The organism is Parerythrobacter lutipelagi (assembly GCF_005434975.1).
Taxonomy (GTDB): domain Bacteria; phylum Pseudomonadota; class Alphaproteobacteria; order Sphingomonadales; family Sphingomonadaceae; genus Parerythrobacter_A; species Parerythrobacter_A lutipelagi.
In genome coordinates, this window is the sequence record NZ_SKCJ01000002.1 from 1,106,636 (window position 1) to 1,132,299 (window position 25,664).

A 25,664-nucleotide genomic window follows, 5' to 3' on the forward strand; every position below is an offset into this window, starting at 1 on the left:
GTGTTCCATGTGTTCCATTTGTTCAGTCAAGCAGCGGAGAGGATGAACGAACATGACCGAAGCGATTCTCGAACCGGACCTGCCGATCATCGACCCGCACCACCATTTGTGGGACCTGCGGCCGCTGATCGAAGTTTTCCCCCAACCGAGGCACGCGTTCATCGAAACGCTGGTCGATGCGGCATATTACACCTTTGACGCTTTGCAGGCTGACACGCAGTCAGGCCACAATGTAATCGGTACATGCTTCATGGAATGCGGGGCGTTCTACAACCCGGTTTACGGCGAGGACAAGAAGGTCGTCGGCGAAGTCGAGTTTGTCGATGGCGTCGCTGCACAGGGCGCAAGCGGGCTGTATGGCAATGGCCGGCCTTGCCATGCGATCATCGGGCATGCCGATTTGACGCTCGGCGACGAAGCTCGCCCGGTACTCGAAGCACTGATAGCGGCAAGCGGGCGCTTCAAAGGTATCCGCCATCAGGGAGCGTGGGACGCCGATCCGGCGGTCCTTGGGGCGCCATTCCATGCGCCGGCGGAGCTCTATCGCGATACGAAATTTCGCGAGGGATTTAGCCATCTTGGCAAGCTTGGTCTCACTTTCGATGCCTGGGTACTTGAGCCGCAGATCGGCGATGTGATCGATCTGGCCAAGGCATTCCCCGATCAGCCGATCATGCTTGATCACTGCGGCACACCGCTCAACATCGCGAGCTACCGCGGTACCCTGCACGAGCACTTTGATCGCTGGCGCAAGGCGATCCACCAACTGGCCGAATGCGACAACGTTTCGGTCAAGCTTGGCGGCCTGGCCATGGCGTTCTGCGGCATGCCGGAAGATGGCCCCGCCAAAGGTGTCGGTTCGGAGAGGCTGGCAGCAATGTGGCGGCCCTATATCGAAACCTGCATTGATGCATTCGGAACGGATCGCGGCTTGTTCGAGAGCAATTATCCTGTCGATCGGTGGGGTGCGAGCTATCCGGTTCTCTGGAACGCTTTCAAACGGATCACCCAGCATCACTCCGCTGACGATAAAGCTGCGCTTTATGCTGGAAACGCGGCGCGGTTCTACCGAATCGAAAACTTGCTTCCGTAACGTCACTCTCGACAGGGTCTGTCCCGCGCAATAGGCAGCGTTTCGTTTCAGTTTGCCACGGAGTTAGTGAATGGCCCTTCCCGCCCCGTTCGACCGCATGCGTTTGCCTGTCATTGGCTCGCCCTTGTTCATCATATCGGGGCCTGATCTGGTCATCGCACAATGCAAGGCCGGGATCATTGGGTCTTTTCCAGCGCTGAATGCCCGGCCATCGGGAGTGCTCGACGAGTGGCTGCACCGGATTACCGAGGAACTGGCGGCGCATAACCGCGACAATCCCGACCGACCGGCAGCGCCCTATGCCGTCAACCAGATCGTCCACAGGTCGAACGACCGGCTGGAAGAAGACATGGAAGTCTGCGCCAAGTGGCAGGTGCCCATGGTCATCACGTCTCTCGGCGCGCGGGAAGACATCTTCAGCGCAGTCACCAAATGGGGCGGGATCTCCCTTCACGATGTCATCAATGATCGGTTCGCACGCAAAGCCATCGAGAAGGGCGCAACCGGCCTGATACCAGTTGCGGCTGGTGCTGGCGGCCACGCAGGAGTTCAGTCTCCCTTCGCGCTAATGCAGGAAATCCGCAGCTGGTTCGGCGGTCTCGTCGCGCTTTCAGGTTCGATCGCACACGGTCGCTCGGTTCTGGCAGCCCAGGCCATGGGTGCGGATTTTGCCTACATCGGATCGCCATGGATTGCGACCGTCGAAGCCAATGCAGACCAAGATTACAAAGATGAAATCGTGGCAAGCAAAGCGGCAGACATCGTCTATTCCAACCTCTTCACCGGGGTACATGGCAATTATCTGCGAGGATCCATCGTCAAGGCCGGCCTCGACCCCGAAAATCTGCCTGAGAGCGATCCAAGCAAAATGAACTTCGGTTCTGGGGGCAACACCAAGGCCAAGGCGTGGAAAGACATTTGGGGCTCGGGCCAAGGGGTCGGCATGGTCGACGCCGTGGACACCGTTGCTGATCGCGTGGATCGGCTTGAGCAGGAATATCTGGCAGCGAAACAGGAGCTGGCAGAAAAAAGCTGACGCTTATCCGCGGATGATTTCGATCAATTGGCCGTCCGCAGAGGGCGTCAATTGCAAGGGGAAGCCATCATGAGCAGTGAGCATCTCTGAGGACTCAAGCTTGCCGGTAACGGCAAGATGGGCGGCGATGATCGAACTCAGGCGCTCGCCATGTTCCAGACCGTCATGCACGGTCGCAGCAAGCCGCATTTCCTGCCCAATCAAATGGGCAAGCCCTCTGCTTCTGATTGCTCCATCATCGGTCACTTCGAACGCAACAAGACACTGTGCGGGGAACAAGCCTCTGTCAGCCCAGGCCAAGACCGATCTCTCGAACAGGTTTGCGCCAATGGCCAGAGATGCCGAGGGCCATACATAACCAAGCAGCGATGGAAACATCCCCCCAAGCAGCCGCCCGCAATTCATCCAGCCTCTGACCACGTGAAGAATTGATTCGCCGCCCGACAGATGTGGTCCCAGCCTCAAGCACAGCGCCTCCAATTCACCGACCATTGCGCAATCACCAAAGCCAACAGCGCGCCTCCATTCGGGAATTTGGTCACCGACTGAGGTCAAGTCGAATGTCAGGCCATCCAGCAGGAGTTCGGCAATCCAGGCTCCATTGTCGTCGGAAGGATCTGCATTCGCGCTAATCGTCAGAGCTGGATACTGCTCCACCGTTTCGGTCAATGCGGCAGATGTCGGGCACTGCCCCCGCGGGAACAGCAAAAAAAGCGCCGTCCCGTCTTCACTTTCATGGCTATCCGCAAGATTTGGAATGACCGCGCCCCTCCCCAAACATTCCAATATTACACACTTGGCGCGAATCATTGCGTAGGTCGAGTCCCGCAAAAGCTAATGTTCCGAAATGGATGATTCTTTCCTGCACCAATTCAAAAAATACCCAGCCTGAGCCCTTCGGAAAGCGAATGCCCGAGATCGCGAGATTGCGACAATTGCGCCGCAGGCAATGTTTTGGGAGCAGCGATTTCAGCTGCAGATTGAGCACCTGTAATGACAATCAAATGATCTGCGACGCGCCGTAATCTCCAGCCTCGCGCGATTCGATCAATCTGGCGCTGAGCGCCTTCGCCGTCGGAACCGGCAGCTATGGCAGTTGCAAACGGGCGCCCCTCTATTCTGTTGAGAACGGCATAATATGTCCGGTCGAACATTTCCTTCATCTCTCCGGACATGCTGGCGAGATTTTCCGGACAGATGAACAAGTAGCCTGAAGCCTCAAGCAGATCGGCTTCTGTCACTTGGGCAGCAGGAATGAGCCTGGCAATCTCACCTGCGCCCTCCGCAGCCGCCAACGCCATGGCTCTGCTGGCACCTGTCCGGCTATGCCAGGCGATCAGAAGCGTGTTCTCCGCATTGCTCATCGGACTTTCGTCACGGCTTGACTGTCGATTGTCAAATCACGGCGCTTTGCAGTGAGGTCGATACCAATGTAGCTGACCATCATGGCATCAAACACTCTTTCACCGGTTTTCGGCGTTTCGAACTCTCTTTCCGGCAAGTCATGGCAGTGGCGCCATGGCAATATGGATCTCGGTTCGGGCGCCGGCAGCGGGATCGATGACGTCGTAACCCAGCTGCTACTCGCACGTGGGGTCGCCCGGGACGATCTTGAACGGCACCGCAATCCGACACTCCGCGACTTTTTGCCCGACCCTTCTCTGTTCCGCGATATGGATAGCGCGGCCGAGCGATTGGCACAGGCCGTCATCGCAGGTGAACGGATGACCATTTACGGCGATTACGATGTCGACGGAGCAACGAGCGCGGCTTTGCTCATACGGCTGTTGAGGATGATTGGCGTTGGTGCCGACTACTATATTCCTGACCGGCTGCTTGAAGGTTACGGGCCAAGCGGTGAAGCGCTGGTGAGACTGGCAGATCAGGGCTCGACGCTGATCGTCACCGTCGATTGCGGCGCGATGGCGTTCGAAGCCTTGCAAATGGCCCACGACGCAGGAGTCGACGTCATCGTGGTCGACCATCACAAATGCGCCCCTGAGCTCCCCAAGGCGGCAGCATTGGTAAATCCGAACCGGCTGGACGAAGGTGACGAGGCGGCATCGCACGGGCACTTAGCAGCGGTCGGAGTCGCCTTCCTCCTTGCGATCGCCCTGGTCCGGACTTTGCGAAACCAAAGCTATTTCAAGGATCGCGAAGAGCCGGACCTGCTCTCGCTGCTTGATCTGGTAGCACTTGGAACTGTCGCCGACGTGGCTCAGCTGCATGGGCTGAATCGTGCTTTCGTCGCGCAGGGATTGAAGGTTATGGGCAAGCGCGCCAACACCGGAATGTCTGCCCTGATCGACGCAAGCCGCCTCAAGCGGGCCCCTGCTTGCAGCGATCTCGGATTCGCTCTCGGCCCGCGGATAAATGCTGGTGGCCGCGTGGGTGAGTCGACTCTTGGTGTCAGGTTGCTGACAACAGAAGACGCTGAAGAGGCGCGGCAGATCGCTGAGCAGCTTTCAAGCTTGAACGAAGAACGACGTGCGATTGAAGCTGCGGTTCAGGAAGCTGCTGAGGAGCAGATCGCGCAGCAGCACAATCGTTCGGTCGTGGTGCTATCCGGCGAAGGATGGCACCCAGGTGTGATCGGTATTGTCGCCGGCCGCATAAAGGAAAAAACCGGCAAGCCATCGCTTGTCGTAGCACTCGATGAACAAACCGGTGAAGGCAAAGGGTCAGGCCGCTCCATCTCCGGGGTAGACCTCGGCGCAGCAATCATAGCGGCCAGGGAAGTCGGTCTGCTGGTTGCCGGTGGTGGGCACGCGATGGCCGCTGGTCTCACGGTCGAGGCTGACAAGCTGGACCTTTTTGCCGATTGGTTGGATGACCGCCTCGCTACAGCTGTGGGCAAGGCTCAGATGTCGCAAGCGCTCAAGCTCGACCTCGCTGTCACGACCCGCGGCCTGTCGCCTGATCTGGTTGAGACGCTTGAACTGGCTGGGCCATACGGAATAGGCTGGCCGGGGCCCAAAGTTGCGGTCGGCCCGGTTCGCCTCATCAAAGCCGATATTGTCGGCACCGATCATCTCCGGTTGATCGTAAGCGGCGAGGACGGAGGGTCGCTCAAGGCTATCGCGTTTCGCGCCGCGAATACCGATTGGGGCCAAGCGTTGCTGCATGGTGCCAAGGGTCGAAAGCTTTGGCTTGCCGGGCGTGCGAAGATCGACGACTGGGGTGCGAGGCCGGCGGCAGAGCTTCACTTGGAAGACGCAGCTTGGGCCGACTAGCGCGAAAACCCGCGTATCGAGGCTTGACGCAGCCAGCCAGCGCCCCTAATTGCGCCGCCACGCCACCGACCCGGTAACGGGATGGCCCCTTCGTCTAGCGGTTAGGACGCGGCCCTTTCACGGCTGAAACACGGGTTCGATTCCCGTAGGGGTCACCATCGGTGGCGGTCCTGTTTCTGGTGTTGTTTTGCGCCACAAATTTGGCCCCTTCGTCTAGCGGTTAGGACGCGGCCCTTTCACGGCTGAAACACGGGTTCGATTCCCGTAGGGGTCACCATTTCTTCGAACCCGGGAATCTTTTCGCTTTGCTGTGGCACACGCGGGCACGGCTCGCTATGGGCGAAAGCGATGCAGCCGCGTGGAGCCTTCCCCTGGCCCGGAGTTGGTCTAGCCATAGCCACGGCTCTGGTGCTCGTCGCCGCGACCGGTCAATTCCTTCTGACATGCGCAGTGTTGTTCGTTTGGCTTGGGACAATCTGGCTGTCACATTGGACCCCGCCGGAAATCCAGCGTGTAACCGAGGTCGAGGCCTATGACGCACAGCGACTTGCCCGTTTGATTGAAAATTCCGGCACGCCAATCCTGTTGACCAAACGAAGCCGGATAATTGTCGCAAACAAGACGGCTCGAAAAGTCCTTGGCAATTATGTTCTCGATCAGGATGCACGCGTTGCTTTTCGGCAGCCCGGTGCGATCAAGTTGATCGACGCACAGGCCAACGGGCGAACACGCATTCGCGGGTTGGCAAGGCGCCGTGACGAATGGTTGTTCAATCGCCAGCAATTGGACGACGATCTTGCGGTGATCGAACTGATCAATCTTACGTCAGAAGTCGATATTAGCCGGGCGCATACCGACTTTGTCGCCAACGCCAGTCACGAACTACGCACACCGCTTGCATCGATTATCGGTTACGTAGAGACGCTGATTGAAAGTGAAGATTCGATAACCCCACAGAAACGCCAGAAATTTCTGGGTACAATTCAAAGCGAAGCCAAGCGATTGCAGAACCTGGTCAGCGACCTGATGTCGCTGTCGCGTGTCGAGGCCGAGAAGCATGACCGGCCACAAGACACTGTCAATCTGAGACCATTGGTCGAGAAGGCGGCCGGTGACGGAGCAGGCGCGGAACGGATGCAGAGGTTGCAGCTCGAATTTTCGGATGAACCGGCGATCCTTGGCGATCCGCGACAGCTGGAACAACTCGTTCGCAATCTCGTCGATAACGCGTTGAAATATGGAGCGCATGACAAGCCCGTGTCAGTCCGGCTGGATATCACTGAATCCGGTGAGCCAAGGCTATCGGTGAGTGACCAGGGTGACGGCATTCCTGCCGAGCATATCCCGCATTTGACGCGGCGGTTCTATCGGACGGATCCAGGGCGCAGTCGTGCGTCCGGGGGTACTGGCCTCGGCCTCGCAATCGTAAAACATATTGTGGAGCGCCATGCTGGCCGGCTCGACATCGTCAGCCAGCGTGGCCAGGGCACCACCTTTACGGTTCGGTTCCCCCGACCGGCCGAAGCAGCGGAAGGTTCGTAACATTCCCGTCACAAAACTTCCACAAGCAGAGCCTACGCGGCTATGGGCAGCGAGCGGATTCGCCGTTACCCGCTTCGCCATGCAACTTGGGCTTTTGACCAGAAAATGACCTTAAGCGAAATTAGCAGGCCCACGGTTTGGCCAATCGAGCGAGCGCGCTGAGTGTCCACCGCGACGCTCTTTCTGCTCGCTCTGGGCCTGGGGCTTGCCGGCTGGATTGCAGGCCGCTCGCGCGCATGGGCCTTCCGCAAGTCGGTCGGCCCCAGGCAGCTTGCCGCCCTGCCCACTTACCATGCCTGGTACGTCGCACTCTGGATTGTCGTACCGGTCAGCCTGTTCGCAGTTCTCTGGTCGATCATTTCGCCGTCCCTGGTCCTGCAATCCGTTTTGTCGACTTCTGCAGCGGCCGATTTGCCGGCTTTTGGATTCCAGCGGGATAATTTGCTGAGGGAAGCACAAGCCGTCGCATCAGGCGCATCATCAGGCGTATTCAACGATGCGGCGCGCCCGCTGATTGAACCGTTTCGAGCGGCTATCTCTTACTACAATATCGTCGGCGTAGTGGCAGCATTGATCATCGGTTTCGTCGCCGGAGCATATGCCTTTCTTCGCTTGCGCCCGGATTTCACTGCCCGGACGCGGGTGGAAAAAGCGGTCATGGCTGCCCTCTTGATCGCCTCGTTGGTCGCCATCCTGACGACACTCGGCATCGTCGTCAGCCTTGTCTTCGAAACCTATCGCTTTTTTGAGATGGTCAGTCCGCTCGACTTTCTTTTCGGGACTATGTGGAACCCCGATCCGATGAGCAGCGCGTCCGACCCGGATGCCACCCGCTACGGCGCAATTCCGCTCTTCTGGGGGACGATATTTATCGGCGCTATCATCGCCATGATTGTTGCGATCCCGCTTGGTTTGATGGGCGCAATCTATCTGACGCAATACGCAAATCCGAAACTGCGTAGCTGGGTCAAACCAGCGCTCGAAATTCTCGCTGGCGTGCCGACCGTGGTTTACGGTTATTTTGCTGCGCTTACTATCGCGCCAATGATCCGGGATGTGGCCCATGCCATCGGCATTACGAGCGCATCGAGTGAAAGCGCGCTGGCAGCAGGCCTCGTGATGGGCGTGATGATCATACCGTTCGTTTCTTCAATGGCGGATGACTCGATCACAGCGGTCCCATCCGCGATGCGTGACGGGAGCCTCGCCATGGGTGCAACCAGGTCGGAGACGATCAAACGTGTCCTGATTCCTGCAGCCCTTCCGGGCATCGTTGCAGGTATCATGTTGGCGATCAGCCGGGCTATTGGTGAAACGATGATCGTGGTGATGGCCGCTTCAACCGCGGCCAACCTATCGGCAAATCCTCTGGACTCGATGACCACCGTTACTGTCCAGATCGTTGCAATGTTGACCGGAGAAGCAAGTACGGAACATCATACGACGCTCAGCGCATTTGCTCTCGGCTTTGTTCTTTTCCTTGTCACTCTAGCGCTCAATTTCGTGGCACTGCGTGTCGTCAGAAGGTTCCGCGAAGCTTATGAGTGAGCGTATCCAACCCACCCGCACACCCGCTTTCGAAGCGAGATTGCGCAAACGCTATGCCGCAGAGCGGCGCTTCAAGCTGCTCGGACTGGGAGCGATTGTTTTTTCCGTCCTGATTCTCGCCTTCCTGTTGATCAATATGACTGTGAATGGCGTAGGCGGGTTCCAGCGCACAGAACTCGCAGTGCCGATCGATTTCACACAATCGGGCCTACCGACGGATCCGGCGTTGCTGGCGCAACAGGACGCCGCACAGCGCCTTGAAGCGCAGGGTCTGCCGGACATCGTGCAAATGAGCGCGGAAGCGGCGCTCGGCCCTGAAGGCGCGGCCGAACTCAACAGCAATGCGTGGCGTGAAGTGGCCACTGCGATCATCAACGATCCGACACTGGCAACCAGTTCAAAAACCTTCTGGTTGCCCGCCAGCCCCGGGCTGGCGTCGGCCTATTCCGGGCAGGGTTTGCCGGATCTGCAATCACTGGCCGCTGAGCTTGAGGCTTCCGGCAAGATTGCGAACAATTTCGATGAAGGTTTTCTGATGCGGTCCGATGCGACCGACCCGCAATCGGTCGGAATTTGGGGCGCGCTCAAGGGATCGATGCTGACGATGATCGTCACCCTTGCACTTGCCTTCCCGATCGGAGTGATGACCGCACTTTATCTGGAAGAATATGCACCAAGAAATCGCTGGACCGATTTGATTGAGCTTTCGATCAACAATCTAGCCGCAGTGCCCTCGATCATCTTCGGCCTGCTTGGCCTGGCCGTATTCCTGTTCATCTTTCCCAACCTGCGATCAGCTCCAGTGATTGGGGGTATGACACTGGCGCTGATGACGCTGCCGGTGATTGTGATCTCCGGGCGAAACGCGATCAAGGCTGTTCCTCCCTCCATTCGGGATGGCGCGCTCGCTGTGGGTGCTAGTCCGGTGCAGGTCGTGTTCCATCATGTGCTGCCCCTCGCCCTGCCGGGGATACTGACCGGGACCATTATCGGGATGGCCCGTGCCTTGGGCGAAACCGCGCCTCTGCTGATGATCGGAATGCGCGCATTCGTTGCAACGCCACCTGATGGCTTTACTTCGCCAGCCACGGTGCTCCCGATGCAGATATTCCTTTGGTCCGATGAAATCGACAGGGGCTTCGTTGAACGGACCTCGGCTGCTATCATTGTGCTATTGCTCTTCCTCCTGCTGATGAATGGCCTCGCCATCTATCTTCGCAACAAGTTCGAGAAAACCTGGTGACCGTAGTCCACGAAAACCTCGAAGATACGACCGCAAAAATGGGCGCGCGCAATGTGTCCGTCTATTATGGCGACAAGAAAGCCATCGACAACGTATCGATCGATATCCCGACCGAATATGTGACCGCGTTTATCGGGCCATCCGGTTGCGGGAAATCGACCTTCCTTCGTTCGCTCAACCGCATGAACGATACGATTCCCTCAGCCCGGGTCGAAGGCGAGATCACCCTGGATGGTGACGACATTTACACTTCGGGTATGGACGTGGTGCAATTGCGCGCACGTGTCGGGATGGTCTTTCAAAAGCCGAATCCCTTCCCGAAGTCGATTTACGACAACATCGCCTATGGGCCGAAAATCCACGGACTCGCACAGGGCAAGACCGAGCTCGACGAGGTGGTTGAGAATTCGCTGCGGCGGGCAGGCCTGTGGGAAGAGGTAAAGGATCGGCTGGAAGACAGCGGAACGGCCCTTTCGGGCGGGCAGCAACAACGTCTTTGCATTGCTCGCGCGATTGCCGTCGACCCTGAAGTCATCCTGATGGACGAGCCATGTTCAGCCCTCGATCCGATTGCGACGGCAAAAATCGAAGAGCTGATCGACGATTTGAACGGCAGCTATGCAATTGTTATCGTCACTCACTCGATGCAGCAGGCTGCGCGTGTTTCGCAACGCACGGCGTTCTTCCACCTCGGAAAAATGGTAGAGTACGGGCGCACTTCGGACATATTTACAACTCCGCTCGAACAGCGGACGCAGGATTACATCACAGGGCGGTACGGCTAATGTCGGAACATACAGTCAAAGCTTTCGATGAAGACATTACGCGGCTGCGCGGCCTGATTGCCGAAATGGGCGGCCTCGCCGAACTGTCGATCCAGGAATCGCTCGACGCGATGGTCCGCGGAGATCAGGAACTCGCAGAAGGCGTAGTAAAGCGGGACAAGAAGATCGATGCTCTAGAATCGGAAGTCGACAAACTTGCCGTGCGGATCATTGCTCTTCGTGCGCCTATGGCAGACGATCTGCGTGAAGTGATTGCAGCCCTCAAGATCGCCGGCGTGGTCGAGCGGATCGGTGATTATTCGAAGAATATCGCGAAACGTGTCGGCAAGATCGAGGGGCGCGGTACATTCGAGCCGCTTACTTTGCTCCCTGCAATGGGCGAAATTGCCGCCGAAATGGTCCATGATGTACTGACCGCCTATGCTTCGCGTGATCCGGTGCTCGCCCGTGAGGTCATCGCGACGGACGAGAAAGTCGACGCGTTTTACAACAGTATTTTTCGCAATGTTGTCAGCTATATGGTCGAGAATCCGAAGATCATTTCGAGCGCTGCACAATTGCTCTTCGTGGCGCGCAATATTGAGCGGATTGGCGACCATGCGACCAATGTGGCGGAGATGGTGCATTTCGCGGCAACCGGTTCGTATCCCCCCGACGACGACACGGCGTGATGCGTCTTTGTCGTGACACCGTAACAAACCTGGTGCGATGAGAGACGACAAGAACCGAGGCTGAGGCCATGCCCAACGCAAAACTGCTGCTCGTCGAAGATGATCCATCACTTTCCGAATTGCTCGAATTTCGATTCGAGAACGAAGGCTATGATGTGCGTGTCACGCCTGATGGCGACGAAGCGCTGCTGCTGGCATCGGAAGATATTCCGGATCTCATTATTCTCGACTGGATGATCGAGGGGACCAGCGGAATCGAAGTCTGCCGCCGCCTTCGCCGTTCGATGGAAACAGCGCATGTTCCGATAATCATGCTAACAGCGCGTGAAGCGGAAGATGACCGGATACGCGGTCTGGAAACGGGGGCAGACGACTATCTGACGAAGCCGTTCAGTCCGCGCGAACTCCTGGCTCGGGTGGCAGCCGTCATGCGGCGGATCCGCCCGGCCCTCGCGGGCGAAGCGATCACAGTAGGAAGCATTCGTCTGGACCCGGTTTCGCACAAGGCCGAGCGGAATGGACGCGCCCTGCATCTTGGCCCGACCGAGTACCGGCTTCTCAAGTTTTTTCTGGAGAGCCCGGGGCGTGTGTTCAGCCGCAATCAATTGCTCGATGGCGTTTGGGGTACCGGTAGTGACATCGAATTGCGCACGGTCGATGTGCACATCAGGCGCCTGCGCAAGGCAATTGAAATCGAAGGTGCAGAGGATCCAATCCGGACAATAAGGTCTGCGGGCTACGCGCTTGAGTCAGTCTAACGGCATCTTTGCGGTGCAGCACTGACCAATGGCCGGGACTCAATGGAAGTCTCTCGATTTGGGTATGATCCTGACATCGCGCGGATGACCCTGCCGGAATCCGCAATCCCGATTGCCGCTGGGCGGTTCCTGCCAAGGTTCGACAGGACGATAAGGATCGTCAAGACCTTCCCTTAAGTCATTACGCGGACTTGCTTTTCCTGATGGCAGCGGAGAGCTTACATGATCTGCCCTCGCCAGCGGTGCGTTGAGCATGTCGTCCGACAGGCGATAAAGCTCCTGACTGGCGTCGGTCATGTGCTGGGCGATGACATGGATCACCTCATCGTCATACTCCACGCGCCCACGCACTTCCATCAGGCGTGAGCCCATAACCACACGGCGTTGTTTTTCCTTGAGATCCGGCCAGACCACGAGATTTATCACGCCAGTCTCATCCTCCAGCGTGATAAAGCATACACCCTTCGCACTGCCCGGTCTCTGGCGGATCAGGACCACGCCGGCAACCTGCACCATCGACCGGAATTTGCGGTCCCGCAGGTCACAGGCACGCACAAAGCCGCGTTCGGCAAGGCCGGGGCGCAGAAATGCCATAGGGTGCGCCTTCAGGCTCAGGCGGGTGGTCTGATAATCGGTGACCACTTCCTCCGACAGCGGCATTGCAGGCAAGCGCGTGGCAGACTTCTCTGCGCCTTCATCGCGTTGATCGGCATGGCGGAACAGCGGCAGATCGGGGCCGGCGACAAGACTGCGCGCATCCCACAAGGCCTGACGCCGCGACAGATTAATCGAGCCGAAGCAATCTGCGCTGGCCAGTCGTTCCACATGCGCTGGTGGCACAGCCGCGCGGTCACGTAGCGCCATGACGTCAGCGTAAAGTCCTGTTTCCTCGCGGATTGCAACGATATTCGCGGCAATATGTTCGGGCAGGCCGTCAATTTGTCGCAAGCCGAGACGCAAGGCGATGTGTCGGTCAAGCCGGCCCTCGTCGCGGCAATCCGTCGCGGCGTCACCCACCATTTCCAGCGTACAATCCCATTGCGAATGATTGATGTCTGCCGCGAGCACGGCAACTCCATGCTCCCTTGCATCGCGCACGATCTGCGCCGGGGCATAGAACCCCATTGGCTGCGAGTTGAGCAGGCCGCAGGCGAAGGCCGCCGGGAAGTGGCATTTGAGCCAACTCGACACGTAAACAAGATGCGCGAAGCTCGCGGCATGGCTTTCAGGAAAGCCGTATTCGCCGAACCCCCTGATCTGGTTGAAGCAACGCTGGGCGAAATCGCGCTCATATCCCCTGTGGACCATCCGCTCGACCATCATGTCCTGCAATTCGTCGACCATACCCCGGCTGCGGAAGGTCGCCATAGCCTTGCGCAGCCGGTTGGCCTCGGCACCGCTGAACTTCGCTGCATCGAGCGCGATTTTCATCGCTTGCTCCTGAAAGATCGGCACACCCAGCGTGCGCTCCAGAATGCTGGAAAGTTCGTCTGGCGGACCATGGCTGGGGCTTGGCTTGGGAATGGCGACTTTCTCCGCCCCGCGACGGCGCTTGAGATAAGGATGGACCATATCGCCCTGAATTGGTCCGGGGCGAACAATCGCGACCTGAATCACAAGATCATAAAACTCCCGAGGGCGCAGGCGGGGCAGCATATTCATCTGCGCCCGGCTTTCGACCTGGAATACACCGAGCGAATCCCCCTTGCGGAGCATGGCATAGGTCTCAGGATCTTCACGCGGCACCGTGGCCAGTTCCAAACGCCTTTCATGATGATTTTCAAGCAGATCGAGGCATTTCCTGATGCAAGTCAGCATACCCAGTGCCAGCACATCGACTTTCAGTATACCGAGCGCCTCGATGTCATCCTTGTCCCATTCGATAAAGCTGCGATCGGGCATCGCACCATTGCCGATCGGCACGGTTTCCGTCAGCGCACCGTCGGTGAGGATGAACCCTCCGACATGCTGCGATAAATGACGGGGCATTCCAATCATTTGCTCGGTCAGCTTGAGAACCCGGCGCAAATGAGGATCGGTTACATCCATACCGGTTTCGGCAACATGTGCTTCGCCGATCTCGCGGCCCCAACCGCCCCACACGGTCTTGGCCAGCGCGCTGGTCACATCCTCTGACAGGCCCATCGCCTTGCCAACCTCGCGGATGGCCATGCGCGGGCGGTAATGGATGACCGTGGCGCACAGTCCCGCACGATGGCGGCCATACCGGCGATAAAGATACTGAATGACCTCCTCCCGCCTCTCATGCTCGAAATCGACGTCGATATCGGGCGGTTCCTTGCGCTCTTCGGAAATGAAGCGGTCGAACAGCAAGGCATGCTTAGCCGGGTCAACATTGGTGATGCCGAGCACGTAACAAACGGCCGAATTGGCAGCGCTACCCCGACCCTGGCACAGGATCGGGGGCTGCTGCCCGCGCGCAAAGTCGACGATGTCCTTGATGGTGAGAAAATAACGCGCCAGATCGAGCCTTGAGATCAATTCGAGCTCGCGCTGCAGCGTTGCATTTACAGTCTCTGGTATACCGGCCGGGTAACGGTCCTTTGCTCCAATATAAGTCGATTTCTCAAGGAATTGCTGCGGCGTCATGCCGTCAGGGTAGGTTTCTTCAGGGTACTCATATTGCAATTCACCAAGACTAAAGTTGCAGTCGTCGGCCACTTCGCGCGCCGCCGCGATGGCATGCGGCCAACGGTCGAACAAACGCAGCATCTGCTCGGGCGGTTTGAGATAGCGCTCGGCATTTTCATGCAACAGGTGCCCTGCCCGGCTGACCGTTGTCTTGTGACGTATGGCTGTCATCACATCCTGCAACGGACGGCGCTGCGGCGCATGATAATGCACATCGTTGGTGGCCAGCAGCGACAAGCCGTTTGCCTTTGCCAGCGCATCGAGCCGGTCGATACGGGCGACATCATCACCTGTATGGAGATAGCTGGCGGCGAGGTGTCGCAACGTCGGCAGCTGGCGTGCCATGTGCGGTAGAATTTCCGAGATATCTCCGCTGAAACTAACCGTCCCCTCATTCAGACTGTCATTCTGGAATGCCGCGTCTTGCCGCTCCGAAGAACGGAACGGGATGATGTTGCTCTCGATTTCAATCGTAAAGCGATGATCCAAGTCTCGCGGAGGCAGCAAGATCAGCTGAACATCCTCGCTGTGCTCCGCCAGCATCCCAAGGCTGATCTCGCATGCACCTTTCGCCTGCCACTCGCCGTCGAGAGTCTGCATCCGGCCGGCGGAGATCAAACGGCACAGACGCCCATAAGCCATGCGGTTCCTTGGGTAGGCAAGGAGAGCAAGTTCCTCGACTGTTTCTATCCGGCACCCAATAAGCGGCTTCAACTTAAGCGTTTTTGCTTCGCTATGAACGCGCACAACACCGGCCATGGAATTGGCATCGGCGATCCCGATTGCGTCGTAGCCAAGTTGTCTGGCGGTCATGACCAGGTCGACCGCATCGCTCGCCCCGCGCAGGAATGTGAAGCAACTGAGCAGCCCGAGCTCGACGAAAGCCGCCCGCGGTGGCGCGTCGATCAGGTCCGGATCAAGTTCGATCCGCCGTTTGTCGGGTGTGAGCGGTGCTTCGGGCATATCACGCGGCCAGCTCCTCCAACCGCTTTTTCACTGCGGCAAGATCGGCAGCGAACAGGCGCGCTTGCTGTACCGCAGCATCCCCATCGAGCCGCAAGAGGTAGGAAGGGTGCGCGGTAATCCACAACTCGCTCCCGTCCTCAAGCGGCAGCGGCGCGCCGCGTGCTTTCGAAATGCTCACGGTTTTCCCGAGCATCCCGCGCGCCGCGCTCGCGCCCAGCGCAAGGATCAGCTTGGGCTGCACGATCGCGCGTTCGCTTTCGAGCCACCAGCGGCAGGTGTCGATTTCTTTGGCAGTCGGCGACTGGTGCAACCGCAGCTTGCCACGCTGGACGAACTTGAAATGCTTGACCGCATTCGTGACGTAAGCAGCCGTACGATCGATCCCGGCCGCTTCCAGATGCCGGTCGAGCAATTGTCCTGCCGGGCCGACAAAGGGGCGCCCTGCCTGGTCCTCCTGATCGCCCGGCTGCTCGCCGACGATCATCAAGGTCGCGTCATGCGGTCCCTCGCCCATGACAGCGTGGTTGTCCAACTGACCGATGGGACATTTGCGGCAATGATGGATCCCAGTCGCAATAGCAGCGAGTGTATCGGGTCGCTCTTCGAAATCGCGTGCGCCATCGCTGACCATTTGCGACTCCCGCTTCTGGGCGCCCGCCACCAGCTCCGGAATCAGCGAAGCCTCAGGCAAGTTGGCCCAATATTTCTTGGGCATTTCCTTCACCATTGCGCCAACTTTCAAACGCGCCGGATTGAAAGTCGACGCATAGTATTTGCGCCACAAGTCTTCCGTCGGATCACCACTGGGCGCATCGGATCGTTCGGCCGGCGGACTTTCGGACAATGCCTTGGTGTCCCAGTGGAGGCATCCTTTGGGCGTCAGGATGGACCATTTCATGTTGGCGAAGCGGCGGATGAAGAAACCGGCATTCGCGCGCACGATATGGTGTTCAGGCTCGAACCAGGCGATGTAGTGATCCTGCGCCTCGTCTTCGTCGCTTTCAACCAGGCGGAACCGGACGAAGGCATGCATCTTGTGGCTGTCACGCCGGACATTCTTGTCGAGTTCCTCAACCCGGCGCACGTCGAGATCGCTCTTGTCCTCCATCAATTTCGGGTTTGCCTGCAAGCGCCATAGCAGCCGGTAAAGCAGCGCAAATCGTTCGGCATCGGAATGCAGCGCCGCGTTCTTCGCGACGCTCAGGAAACGGCGGTTCGCCCGCACCGGGCGTGCATCCACATCGGGCACAGGCAGCCGCTGTTTGCTGCGCGAAGGCCCATCCTGCGCGAACAGGTCCGATGTACCGCCGGGCTCGATCCACGACACACGGTCGGGCGGAACATCGCACTGGATGAGTTGCCGTGCACGATCACGCCAGAAATCGAAATCGTCCGGCTCCGGCAAGTGGACCGAGTAATAGGCCCCCAGCTTCACATTCTGCATCGCGGTCATGACGCCCTCATGCTGCGAACAGTTCCAGCTGCTCCTGCTTGGGCGCAAGGAGACGGCGCAGGTCCGCCCGATCCGTCAACAGAGACGGTCGCCAATCGGTTGTGCAGATAAACGGGCGTACCTTGGCAATCGATTGAGTAAGCCGCGCGACATCATCGAGTCTCAGAGTGTGGTGACGCCGTGCTGCAATGATCCGGTTCACCGCCGTGACGCCAAGACCCGGCACACGGAGCAATTGCTCACGCGGAGCGCGATTGACATCGAGCGGAAAAGTGTCGCGAAACTTGAGCGCCCAGGCCAGCTTGGGATCGATGTCGAGCGGCAGCATGCCGTCGTCGCCCGTCGCCTGCATGACTTCGCTCGACGTGTAGCCATAGAACCGCATCAACCAGTCGGATTGATACAGCCTGTGTTCGCGGATCAAAGGCGGGCGTTTGAGCGGCAGCACAGCGCTGGCATCAGAGATCGGCGAGAAAGCCGAATAATACACGCGCCGCAGCCTGAAACCATCATACAGCCGGCTCGCCTTGCCGACAATATCTGCGTCGTTTGCACCATCCGCGCCAACGATCATCTGTGTCGACTGACCGCCCGGGGCAAACTTGGGCGCGTGGCGGAACCGCTTCTTTGCATCTTTGGCTTCGACGATGTCCGACTTGGTCTTGGCCATCGCGCCTTCGATCTGGCGCGCGCTTTTGTCCGGAGCGAGGCGGGTCAGCCCGCTATCGGTCGGAAGCTCGACATTGATCGAAACCCGGTCAGCATAGAGCCCTGCCTGATAGACCAGTTCCGGATCTGCCTCCGGAATTGTTTTCAGGTGGATGTACCCTCGAAAATCATACTCGTCGCGCAGGATGCGCGCGACCTCGACCATCTGTTCCATCGTGAAATTGGAGCTTTTGATGATGCCCGACGACAGGAACAGCCCTTCGATATAATTGCGGCGATAGAATGCAATCGTGAGGTCTGCGACTTCCTGCGGTGAAAACCGCGCGCGGCGCACGTTCGAGCTCTTGCGATTGACGCAGTAATGGCAGTCGAACACACAGTGATTGGTCAGCAACACCTTGAGCAGCGAGATGCAGCGTCCGTCCGGGGCGTAGGCGTGGCAGATACCCATGCCTTCCGTCGAACCGATACCTTTCCCGCCCTTGCTGTTGCGTTTGGCGGTGCCGGATGACGCGCAGGACGCATCATATTTCGCGGCATCGGCAAGAATCGCAAGCTTCTCGATGGTTGATATCTGACCCATATGTTCTTTATATGTTCTTTTTACAGCGGTGGCTACAGCCATGGCGAAAAAAATGATTTCAGTTGGAACCAATTCCCCCGTTCCGCGTAAATGCGCCACGGACCGGGCCCCTCTGGCGAGAATACTCTCGTGATGTCGGACGTGATTGTGCGGGCAAATGCCCCCCAATCTCACTTACAGGGAGGCTCGAATGTACTCCCTAACCAGGGAGTTGAAAAATGAAATTCGTTACTTCAGTAGCCGCATTGGCGATCCTCGCGACACCGGCGATAGCTGCCGACAAGGACTGGAATTTCGGCGACGGCGAAATGCCGGAGCGCTGGTCGCTTGAGAACAGCCAGTATTCACTTTGTGATTCTGGTCTCATGCAATCGCCTGTCGATCTCTCTCAGCACAAGGCGCATGGTCAGGTCACTGTCACCACCAATTATGGCGCAACTGCCGCAACGCTGGCTGTGGCCAAAGAGAAAGTGCAGCTCGATTTTCCTGCGGGTCAGGGGATGATGTCCGGCGGCAAGCAGTTCAACCTGCTGCAGGTCCATTTCCACACACCTTCTGAGCACGCCATCAATGGCAAGCGCTATCCGCTGGTTGCGCATTTCGTCCACGCGACCGATGCTGGTGAGCTTGGTGTGCTTGGCGTCATGTTCGAAGAAGGCGCAGTCAACGCAGGCCTTCAGGGTCTCGTCGCGTCAATGGAAGAGGGTAGCGGTGCAGATCTGACCGTCGACACGGCCGCCATGATCCCCGATGATCTGAGTGTCTATCGCTACATGGGTTCGCTCACTACGCCGCCTTGCAGCGAAGGCGTGAACTGGCACGTGGCGAAAGCGACGATGACCGCTAGTGCCGATCAGATCGCCGCGCTGACCGAAGAGCTTGGCCCTACGGCACGCTCACTTCAGCCTCTCGGCAACCGCCTCCTGGTGGCGCCGGGACACTGACTTATTGCTGATGCCGCTGCTTCGACTTATGCCTTCCGATTATGGATAGAGTTTCAAAGCAGCGGCACAGCGCACCTTGGCGATGGGCATTATGGGGCAGCATTCCGGTGCTGCTCCTCATTCCCGCCGTTTCCATGCTGATCACCGATGAAGTGAGTTGGGGCCTCATTGACTTTCTGGTCGCTGCGGTTCTGTTCGGTTCGGCAGCATTGGCGGTCGATTGTGTCTTGCGGTTTGCAAAATCACCATTGGTGAAACTTGCCCTGGCCGGGATCGTTCTGGTGGTTCTTGCGATCATTTGGGCCGAATTGGCTGTCGGCGTTTTCAGTTCTCCGATCGCAGGCAACTGATCATGTCAGGCGCATAATCCCTGCAGGAACCAGTCGGGCAATCCTCCGCGCCCGTCACTGACCAGACCATGGCGGTAAATCCAGTATCGCCGCCCTTCCCCGTCCTCGATCCGGTAATAGTCGCGCAGACGTACAGTCGACTTCTCGCGCCACCATTCAGGCGCAATCCGCTCCGGCCCCTCGACCCGCACAACCTCGTGCACCTGCCCTCTCCAGCGGAACCGCTGCGGATAGCCGTCAGGCGTGGCATACAGAACCGCAATGCGCTCTGCTCGGTCGAGCAATTTCAGCGGGCGAGCGTGAAATCGCAGCTCTTCCTGACTGGCCGTCTCCGGATCCAAAGGCGGCTGCCAACGCTGTGCTCGTTCCGGGATATGGCTGGGAAAAGGGACCGGGCGTGAAATCGCCTTGTTGCCGAGCCGGACCGAGAGCCGATCAATGAAAGCGGACAGCGAAGTTCCATGAACCTCGGCACGCGCTTCGATATCGCCTTGCGCCAGCGCCAGCGGCTCGGCCCAGCTTGCCCGCAGTCGCACCATCTCGATCCCGAACCCGGCGTCGACATCGTCGAGCTTGGCCGCAAACAGCCGGCAGATATGCGCCGGATCGCGGGTTGCGGCGGACAGTTCAAGAGCACGCACAGCCACTTCGCCGTCAACCCGCCACAGGCCCAGTTCCAGGCGGCGCGCGCCATGCGCCTGCCCCTCAAGTTCACGCGCCATATCCTCTGCCAGATCGGCCAACACCCGATCGAGCAGATCGCGGTGCCGGATCGGCTCGACCAGTCTGCGCTGCACCAGAGGAACCTGCTGCGGAACGACCGGCAACAGCGGTTCAGGCACACGCCCCAGCAGCTGGTCCATCCGGACGAGCGGATTGGCTGCGGGCGACTTGCGATTGCGGAACCGGCGGTGGAGCGCGTCGCGGCCGACAGTGGCGAGCTCCGCCAAACGCTTGAGGCCCAGGCGGCGCAGCGTCGTCAGCACATCGTCATCGAGCCGCAGCGCCGCTATAGGCAATTCGGAGAGGCGCGCCTCGGCATCGTCATCAGGATTCAGAATCGCGCGTTCCGGCCCGAAATGCGAGAGTGCCCATGCCGCGCCCGCCGTTGGTGCGATGGCGAGCCGCACGGCCAGGTCGCGCTCAGTGAAACCCGTTTGCATGTCCGCCAGCAGCTTCGTTTCGCCGCCGAACAGGTGGGCCACCGCAGTGACGTCGACCAGTATGCCGTCCGGCGTGTCGAGCGCGCTCCATGGCCCCCATCGCTGCGCCCACAGAGCAAGCTGCTCGAGAAAATCGAGATCGCCTGCCGGATCGCTCGGCGAGACCGCGATCTGCGGACACAGCGTGCGTGCGTCGGCCAGCATCATGCCTCTCCGCGCACCTGCGGCAAGCCCGGCTTCGTTGACCGCTTCTATCCGCGGACCATGGGCCGTCTCTGTAATCAGCACGAGCGGCTGCGCGTCTGCTCCCTCCCCGCGCGCGCATCCTTCGCTAGCCCGCCAGCGATCGACCGCCAGCCGCGAAAGCCATGCCGACAGGATGCGGCGCGGTTGCCCTTTTTCCTGAAGCGCTGACGGTGCGATCGGCGGTGAGGGTCTGTCCGTCATCGCTCAATATCCAGTTGCCGGGAGGGTGGCTTCGCGCCCGGAAAAGTTCGGCATGCCACCGGGGTTGACCCGGCGCCTGTGCATTCCATTGCGGCGCATGCGACACAGCTGGTTTCACCTGCCAGCGCATTCGTGCGGAAGAGAGGTCGCGCGCCGCATCAATGCGCACCAGCCACAGCGGCACCCCGTGCTTTTCTGCCGCAAGGCTGAGCCGCCGTGACGCCGTGAAATCGAGCGCGCGCGGATTGCCTGCAAGTTCTCCGATCACGCAGGCGAGATCCCTGCAGCGCAGCCCCTCTTCCAGCGCGAACAGCGCATCCTCGACCTTCTCCGCCATGACATGGATCACCCGGTGACGTATCGCCTGCGGCAAGCCCGGACGGTAAGGTCGCCCGGTCAAGCGGACCGAAGCGCGATCCTGAACCCACAAGACAGCCCGGCGATCTTCCGCTTCCGCCAAAGGGCCCTGATCCAGCTGCCGAAGTTCATCGAGTGCCAATGCAAGCGCAGCCGATCCGCCGCTGGCATCATTCCCGGCTGCAAAAACCTCGCTGTTCGAGGCAGCTTTCAGGCCCGGGCGCCATTGCGCCGCCCGCGCTGCCGAAGAGGCAACGAGATCGCGGGCCGAGAGCATGGATTGCCCGGCCAGAACGCAAAAGGAATCACTCATGTTCTATATATGTTCTATTTTCGGATGATTCGCAATTCCTCTTGTCACTATCTGTCCTCCCCTCGCCAGCGGAACAAACACGCTGCTGCAATGTTTTGAAAGCACACCCAAACAGGAGCCCGACAATGAAGCACGCCAATGGAAATGCCGACGAGTTGAAGACCAAATTCTGGACTGCTCTCGCCGACTCTCCCTTTCTTTTCCTCCAGCTTGACAGCGATCCGACAACAGCCGTTCCTATGAGCGCGCAGCTGGACAAGGATGCCGACAGCGCAATCTGGTTCTTCACTCAGAAAAACAGCAGCTTCGCCAAGCTGGGGGCCGCAACCGCAACATTTGAAGGCGAAGACCACAAGATGTTCGCCCGCTTCCACGGCAATCTGTCAGTCGAAACCAGCCAGGAGCGTTTCGACCAGTTCTGGAACAATTTCGTCGAAGCCTGGTACGATGGCGGGAAAGACGACCCCGATATCCTGTTCTTGCGCATGGACCTGGGCGATGCGGAAATCTGGAACGGCGATTTCAGCCTGCTGACCGTCGCCAAGATGGCACTCGGCAAGACCGTGCATGACGATGTGAAGGACAAACACACCGAAACCGCATTGTAATAAATCTAACTCAAGATCAGGGCCGCGTCTCTAACGAGAGCGGCCCTGATTACATATCTCAAACTCCAGACCGAAGCTAATCAGGATCGATCGGAATCATCGCTTCCTTACCCGCGACATCGTCCACCACCTCTATGATACCGCGCCCAAGATGACTGCGGCTCCGACTGTACAGGAAGTAGATAAGGATGCCGATCAGGCCCCAAGCCGGGAGAACCAGCATTGCTTCGATCGGAAGATTTACATACAGGAAAACGCACCCGAACAAAGTCAGAGGCGCCACAATCCACACCCCTGCCATACGGAACGGGCGAAGTCTGTCAGGATCGGTCTTACGCAGCATCATGACAGTCACCGCCACCATGAAAAACGCATAAAGCGTACCGGCATTGGCATAATCGGCGAGAAGGCCGACCGGAAAAAATGCCGCCCCGACACCGACGACCAGTCCGGTCAAAGCCGTAACGATATGAGGCGTCTTCCACCTTGGATGCACAGCGCTGAGCTTTTCAGGCAGCAATCCGTCGCGGCTCATGACGAAGAAAATCCGCGTCTGAGCGAAGATCAAAACGAGGATGACCGACGGGAGAGCCAGAAAGGCAGCAATGCCGAGCATGTTACCTATCCCCGAGAAACCTATCTGCCTCAGAACATGCGCCAGCGCCTCGTCGGAGCAGACAAGCGCCATCGCATGTTGAGGTAGTGCACATTGACGGGCCAGTTCTTCCGAACCTGCCGGGAAAGGTATGCCGCCAGGTCCCATTATGGGTTGCCCGCCAATCGTGCCAATCGCGCCTGCAGCAACAAGAATGTAGAACACTGTGCAGACCAACAGCGATCCAATGAGCCCTAGCGGTACATTGCGCTGCGGGTCTTTTGTCTCTTCGGCGGCTGTGGATACCGCGTCAAACCCAACGTAGGCGAAGAAAATTGTTGCCGCTGCACCGACCGCTCCAAGCCCTGATCCAACCCCGCCGAACACACCGGCTGGCAAGAACGGATTGAACCTGTTCGCATCGAATTCGGGGCTGCTTAGTGTCAAAGCAATAAAGGCAGTCAACGCGGCGACCTTGATCGCAACGAGAACAGCGTTGACCTTTGCACTCTCACTCGTGCCTATCATAAGCAGCCAGGTCACTAGCAATGCAATGATCAGCGCCGGCAAATTGATCAATCCTCCGGGGGCGCCACCAAGCGCCAAGGGACCAGCGCTTAGCCAAGGTGGAAGCTGTACTCCAAAGAACTCGTTCAGGATCGTCCCACTGAAGTATCCTGACCAACCCACTGAAACCGCGCTTGCCGCGACGGCATACTCGAGGATCAAGGCCCACCCAACAGTCCATGCGAAAAACTCGCCGACCGAAGCGTAGGAATAAGTGTAAGCCGATCCCGCGACAGGTATCATGGCTGCGACCTCTGCATAGCAGAGCGCAGCCACGATACAGACCGCTCCGGCAACTACGAACGCCAGCATCAGGCCCGGTCCAGCCTTTTGCGCGCCAGCAGCTGTCAGAACGAAAATACCCGTCCCGATGATGCATCCAATTCCGAATAACATAAGTTGCAGGCCGCTGAGAGAACGATGCAACGACTTCTTCTGCGCTGTCGCCAATATAGCATCCAGCGGCTTAACCCGATCCAATAGCATACGCACGAATCCACCAGATCCGCAGCGGGACATTCCCGCCCTGACGACCGGTCCGCTGAATTTACTGCAAGGTCATCAAGACGCCAATCGAAAAACGCCGATTAGCCAAGAACGGCCGGGAACAGACCGGTTATCAGGATTGCCGTCACAGCCAGTGGGCAGAGCCAGGCAAGCAGGAACCGCCAGATCGTAAACATCCCGCCTGACAGCCCGGTCGTGGTCTCCAGCAAGCGCCGGTCGGCTCGCCATCCGATAAACAGTGAGGTCAGCAATGCGCCCAGCGGCAACATGATCTTGCCCGTGAAACCATCGACGGTGTCAAGAATATCGGTGTTCTCGAAGATCGACCAGAAGCCCAGCGGCCGTACGTCCGAAAGAACATTGTATCCCAGCAGGCACAACACCCCGATCAGAAATGCGCCGCCACCGAAAATGCCTGCAGACATTTTCCTCGACCAACCCATTTCGCCCACGCCCCACGCCGTTGGGACTTCAAGCAGCGAAATCGAGCTGGTGATAGCCGCCACAAGCACGAGAACGAAAAACAGCAAGCCGATAAGTGAACCGGCAGGCATGGCTTCAAATGCGAATGGCAAGGTCTGGAAAACCAAGGTTGGCCCTGCGGCCGGATCAAGCCCGACTGCGAAAACAATCGGGAAGATCATAAGGCCAGCAAGCAGCGCAACACCGGTATCGGCAAGCGCAATCGCTGCTGCTGTCGAGCCGAGCTTTGTGCCTTCCCGGATATAGGAACCATATGTGATAATCCCGGCTACCCCGAGAGAGAGCGAGAACAGTGCCTGGCCAAGTGCGGAATTCATAACTTCCGGCGTCAGTTTCGACCAGTCGGGCGTGAACAGGAATGCCGCCGCTTCACTGACATCGCCGACGATCGCCCCATAAATGGTGATACCGATCAAAAGCACGAAGAAAGCGGGCATCAACCAGGTTGCTGCCTTTTCGATGCCGCCGCTGATGCCGCGCGCAACGATAAACAACGTCGCACCCATGAATGCGAAGTGCATTGCGAGGAGCAGGACAGGGTCGGCGAACAAATCACCCATACGTCCGGCAATCTGCTCTTGCGACTGTCCTTGCAACGCTCCGCGGAACGGATCGCCCGCCAGCACAGCCTGCCCGAAATCGGCAGCAAACACGCCGACATAATACAGCACCCAACCGGCAACGACCGAGTAGAACGAGACGATCAGGAAAGCCGCCAATGCGCCAAGACCGCCGAAAATCGACCAGCGCGACGAGACATTGGACGCTTTGGCTACATTGCGGATGGAGCCGACAGCATCAGTCTGCCCCGCCCGGCCAATGAATACCTCCGCCAACAAAAGCGGCAAGCCCAGCAGGAAAACACAACCGATATAGAAAATTACGAACGCACCGCCGCCATTTTCACCAGCAAGCGTCGGGAAACGCCACAGATTGCCGAGACCAACGGCCGCACCAATCGCAGCCAAGATAAATGCCGAACGTGAGGACCACCCCTCACCCGGAGTCGTACTGGTAGCAACCATCGTGAAATTTTCCCTCTCGCGGCGCCCCTCCGGCGCGTTAGCGAAGCCTTCTGCAACGATTTGCCAAGACAGT

The 25,664-nt window shown here is 58.6% G+C and carries 21 protein-coding genes and 2 tRNA genes; 14 read left to right on the plus strand and 9 right to left on the minus strand.

What is annotated here, in order from left to right; all coding sequences use genetic code 11:
* Nucleotides 1–52 precede the first annotated feature (52 nt).
* Nucleotides 53–1,093: an amidohydrolase family protein gene (locus E0502_RS13665; RefSeq protein ID WP_137678540.1), complete on the plus strand. Its 1,041-nt coding sequence runs from the start codon at nt 53–55 to the stop codon at nt 1,091–1,093.
* A gap of 70 nt (nt 1,094–1,163) precedes the next feature.
* Nucleotides 1,164–2,129, plus strand: coding sequence for an NAD(P)H-dependent flavin oxidoreductase (locus tag E0502_RS13670; protein ID WP_137678541.1), 966 nt, complete (start codon nt 1,164–1,166; stop codon nt 2,127–2,129).
* A 3-nt stretch (nt 2,130–2,132) separates the two neighbouring features.
* Here the strand turns inward: E0502_RS13670 and E0502_RS13675 are convergent, their stop codons facing one another.
* Nucleotides 2,133–2,939, minus strand: coding sequence for a hypothetical protein (locus E0502_RS13675; RefSeq protein WP_137678542.1), 807 nt, complete (start codon nt 2,937–2,939; stop codon nt 2,133–2,135).
* Between the two features lie 62 nt (nt 2,940–3,001).
* Nucleotides 3,002–3,493 carry a flavodoxin family protein gene (locus E0502_RS13680; RefSeq protein WP_137678543.1) on the minus strand — a complete coding sequence of 164 codons (492 nt, stop codon included), beginning with the start codon at nt 3,491–3,493 and terminating at the stop codon, nt 3,002–3,004.
* An 81-nt stretch (nt 3,494–3,574) separates the two neighbouring features.
* Between E0502_RS13680 and recJ the strand changes: the two genes are divergently transcribed.
* From recJ to phoB, 9 genes are all read left to right on the plus strand, one after another.
* A complete protein-coding gene (recJ, locus tag E0502_RS13685) occupies nt 3,575–5,362 on the plus strand; it encodes a single-stranded-DNA-specific exonuclease RecJ (RefSeq protein WP_137678544.1) in 1,788 nt (595 codons plus the stop codon).
* A gap of 83 nt (nt 5,363–5,445) precedes the next feature.
* A tRNA-Glu gene (locus E0502_RS13690) sits at nt 5,446–5,520 on the plus strand.
* A gap of 44 nt (nt 5,521–5,564) precedes the next feature.
* Nucleotides 5,565–5,639 (plus strand) — tRNA-Glu (locus E0502_RS13695).
* A 71-nt stretch (nt 5,640–5,710) separates the two neighbouring features.
* A complete protein-coding gene (locus tag E0502_RS13700; RefSeq protein WP_137678545.1) occupies nt 5,711–6,904 on the plus strand; it encodes a sensor histidine kinase in 1,194 nt (397 codons plus the stop codon).
* Between the two features lie 162 nt (nt 6,905–7,066).
* Nucleotides 7,067–8,452: a phosphate ABC transporter permease subunit PstC gene (gene pstC, locus E0502_RS13705; RefSeq protein ID WP_137678546.1), complete on the plus strand. Its 1,386-nt coding sequence runs from the start codon at nt 7,067–7,069 to the stop codon at nt 8,450–8,452.
* Nucleotides 8,445–9,695, plus strand: a complete 1,251-nt coding sequence (pstA, locus tag E0502_RS13710; protein WP_137678547.1) for a phosphate ABC transporter permease PstA — start codon at nt 8,445–8,447, stop codon at nt 9,693–9,695. Before pstC ends, pstA begins: the two co-directional genes overlap by 8 nt.
* Before the next feature lie 38 nt (nt 9,696–9,733).
* Complete coding sequence (gene pstB / locus E0502_RS13715) at nt 9,734–10,480, plus strand: phosphate ABC transporter ATP-binding protein PstB (RefSeq protein ID WP_240049168.1); 747 nt, start codon at nt 9,734–9,736, stop codon at nt 10,478–10,480.
* A complete protein-coding gene (gene phoU / locus E0502_RS13720; RefSeq protein WP_137678549.1) occupies nt 10,480–11,151 on the plus strand; it encodes a phosphate signaling complex protein PhoU in 672 nt (223 codons plus the stop codon). The genes pstB and phoU overlap by 1 nt, the downstream gene beginning before the upstream one ends.
* Nucleotides 11,152–11,219: 68 nt before the next feature.
* Nucleotides 11,220–11,909: a phosphate regulon transcriptional regulator PhoB gene (gene phoB, locus E0502_RS13725; RefSeq protein WP_137678550.1), complete on the plus strand. Its 690-nt coding sequence runs from the start codon at nt 11,220–11,222 to the stop codon at nt 11,907–11,909.
* 39 nt (nt 11,910–11,948) lie between these two features.
* Here the strand turns inward: phoB and E0502_RS13730 are convergent, their stop codons facing one another.
* The 3 genes from E0502_RS13730 to E0502_RS13740 are packed head-to-tail and all read right to left on the minus strand — an operon-like array spanning nt 11,949 to nt 18,232.
* Complete coding sequence (locus E0502_RS13730) at nt 11,949–15,524, minus strand: error-prone DNA polymerase (protein ID WP_137678551.1); 3,576 nt, start codon at nt 15,522–15,524, stop codon at nt 11,949–11,951.
* 1 nt (nt 15,525) lies between these two features.
* Nucleotides 15,526–16,980, minus strand: coding sequence for a UdgX family uracil-DNA binding protein (locus tag E0502_RS13735; protein WP_137678552.1), 1,455 nt, complete (start codon nt 16,978–16,980; stop codon nt 15,526–15,528).
* 7 nt (nt 16,981–16,987) lie between these two features.
* Entirely contained in the window at nt 16,988–18,232 is a 1,245-nt protein-coding gene (locus tag E0502_RS13740) for a putative DNA modification/repair radical SAM protein (RefSeq protein WP_137678553.1), read from the minus strand.
* 218 nt (nt 18,233–18,450) lie between these two features.
* Between E0502_RS13740 and E0502_RS13745 the strand changes: the two genes are divergently transcribed.
* Nucleotides 18,451–19,176: a carbonic anhydrase gene (locus E0502_RS13745; RefSeq protein ID WP_137678554.1), complete on the plus strand. Its 726-nt coding sequence runs from the start codon at nt 18,451–18,453 to the stop codon at nt 19,174–19,176.
* A 41-nt stretch (nt 19,177–19,217) separates the two neighbouring features.
* Nucleotides 19,218–19,526: a hypothetical protein gene (locus E0502_RS13750; protein ID WP_137678555.1), complete on the plus strand. Its 309-nt coding sequence runs from the start codon at nt 19,218–19,220 to the stop codon at nt 19,524–19,526.
* Between the two features lie 5 nt (nt 19,527–19,531).
* On the opposite strand, the gene E0502_RS13755 is transcribed toward E0502_RS13750, so the two are convergent.
* Both E0502_RS13755 and E0502_RS13760 read right to left on the minus strand, forming a co-directional pair.
* On the minus strand, nt 19,532–21,136 hold the full coding sequence (locus E0502_RS13755; RefSeq protein WP_137678556.1) for a DUF6504 family protein: 1,605 nt from the start codon (nt 21,134–21,136) through the stop codon (nt 19,532–19,534).
* Entirely contained in the window at nt 21,021–21,806 is a 786-nt protein-coding gene (locus E0502_RS13760) for an ImuA family protein (protein WP_192895962.1), read from the minus strand. The genes E0502_RS13755 and E0502_RS13760 overlap by 116 nt, the downstream gene beginning before the upstream one ends.
* Nucleotides 21,807–21,931: 125 nt before the next feature.
* Here E0502_RS13760 and E0502_RS13765 point away from each other — a divergent pair, with 125 nt between their 5' ends.
* Nucleotides 21,932–22,414 (plus strand): pyridoxamine 5'-phosphate oxidase family protein, encoded by a 483-nt coding sequence (locus E0502_RS13765; protein WP_137678557.1) that lies wholly within the window; start codon nt 21,932–21,934, stop codon nt 22,412–22,414.
* A 76-nt stretch (nt 22,415–22,490) separates the two neighbouring features.
* Here E0502_RS13765 and E0502_RS13770 read toward each other — a convergent pair whose 3' ends face one another.
* Both E0502_RS13770 and E0502_RS13775 read right to left on the minus strand, forming a co-directional pair.
* Nucleotides 22,491–24,062, minus strand: coding sequence for an amino acid permease (locus E0502_RS13770; RefSeq protein ID WP_137678821.1), 1,572 nt, complete (start codon nt 24,060–24,062; stop codon nt 22,491–22,493).
* Nucleotides 24,063–24,163: 101 nt separating this feature from the next.
* Nucleotides 24,164–25,591: a sodium-dependent transporter gene (locus tag E0502_RS13775; protein WP_137678558.1), complete on the minus strand. Its 1,428-nt coding sequence runs from the start codon at nt 25,589–25,591 to the stop codon at nt 24,164–24,166.
* Nucleotides 25,592–25,664 lie beyond the last annotated feature (73 nt).

Excerpts from the sequence above, each read along its gene's own strand:
- E0502_RS13665 (WP_137678540.1), top strand. The coding sequence starts at position 53 with ATGACCGAAGCGATTCTCGAACCGGACCTGCCGATCATCGACCCGCAC.
- E0502_RS13670 (WP_137678541.1), top strand. The coding sequence starts at position 1,164 with ATGGCCCTTCCCGCCCCGTTCGACCGCATGCGTTTGCCTGTCATTGGC.
- E0502_RS13675 (WP_137678542.1), bottom strand. The coding sequence starts at position 2,939 with ATGATTCGCGCCAAGTGTGTAATATTGGAATGTTTGGGGAGGGGCGCG.
- E0502_RS13680 (WP_137678543.1), bottom strand. The coding sequence starts at position 3,493 with ATGAGCAATGCGGAGAACACGCTTCTGATCGCCTGGCATAGCCGGACA.
- recJ (WP_137678544.1), top strand. The coding sequence starts at position 3,575 with ATGGCATCAAACACTCTTTCACCGGTTTTCGGCGTTTCGAACTCTCTT.
- E0502_RS13700 (WP_137678545.1), top strand. The coding sequence starts at position 5,711 with ATGCAGCCGCGTGGAGCCTTCCCCTGGCCCGGAGTTGGTCTAGCCATA.
- pstA (WP_137678547.1), top strand. The coding sequence starts at position 8,445 with ATGAGTGAGCGTATCCAACCCACCCGCACACCCGCTTTCGAAGCGAGA.
- pstB (WP_240049168.1), top strand. The coding sequence starts at position 9,734 with ATGGGCGCGCGCAATGTGTCCGTCTATTATGGCGACAAGAAAGCCATC.
- phoU (WP_137678549.1), top strand. The coding sequence starts at position 10,480 with ATGTCGGAACATACAGTCAAAGCTTTCGATGAAGACATTACGCGGCTG.
- phoB (WP_137678550.1), top strand. The coding sequence starts at position 11,220 with ATGCCCAACGCAAAACTGCTGCTCGTCGAAGATGATCCATCACTTTCC.
- E0502_RS13730 (WP_137678551.1), bottom strand. The coding sequence starts at position 15,524 with ATGCCCGAAGCACCGCTCACACCCGACAAACGGCGGATCGAACTTGAT.
- E0502_RS13735 (WP_137678552.1), bottom strand. The coding sequence starts at position 16,980 with ATGACCGCGATGCAGAATGTGAAGCTGGGGGCCTATTACTCGGTCCAC.
- E0502_RS13740 (WP_137678553.1), bottom strand. The coding sequence starts at position 18,232 with ATGGGTCAGATATCAACCATCGAGAAGCTTGCGATTCTTGCCGATGCC.
- E0502_RS13745 (WP_137678554.1), top strand. The coding sequence starts at position 18,451 with ATGAAATTCGTTACTTCAGTAGCCGCATTGGCGATCCTCGCGACACCG.
- E0502_RS13750 (WP_137678555.1), top strand. The coding sequence starts at position 19,218 with ATGGATAGAGTTTCAAAGCAGCGGCACAGCGCACCTTGGCGATGGGCA.
- E0502_RS13755 (WP_137678556.1), bottom strand. The coding sequence starts at position 21,136 with ATGACGGACAGACCCTCACCGCCGATCGCACCGTCAGCGCTTCAGGAA.
- E0502_RS13760 (WP_192895962.1), bottom strand. The coding sequence starts at position 21,806 with ATGAGTGATTCCTTTTGCGTTCTGGCCGGGCAATCCATGCTCTCGGCC.
- E0502_RS13765 (WP_137678557.1), top strand. The coding sequence starts at position 21,932 with ATGAAGCACGCCAATGGAAATGCCGACGAGTTGAAGACCAAATTCTGG.
- E0502_RS13770 (WP_137678821.1), bottom strand. The coding sequence starts at position 24,062 with ATGCTATTGGATCGGGTTAAGCCGCTGGATGCTATATTGGCGACAGCG.
- E0502_RS13775 (WP_137678558.1), bottom strand. The coding sequence starts at position 25,591 with ATGGTTGCTACCAGTACGACTCCGGGTGAGGGGTGGTCCTCACGTTCG.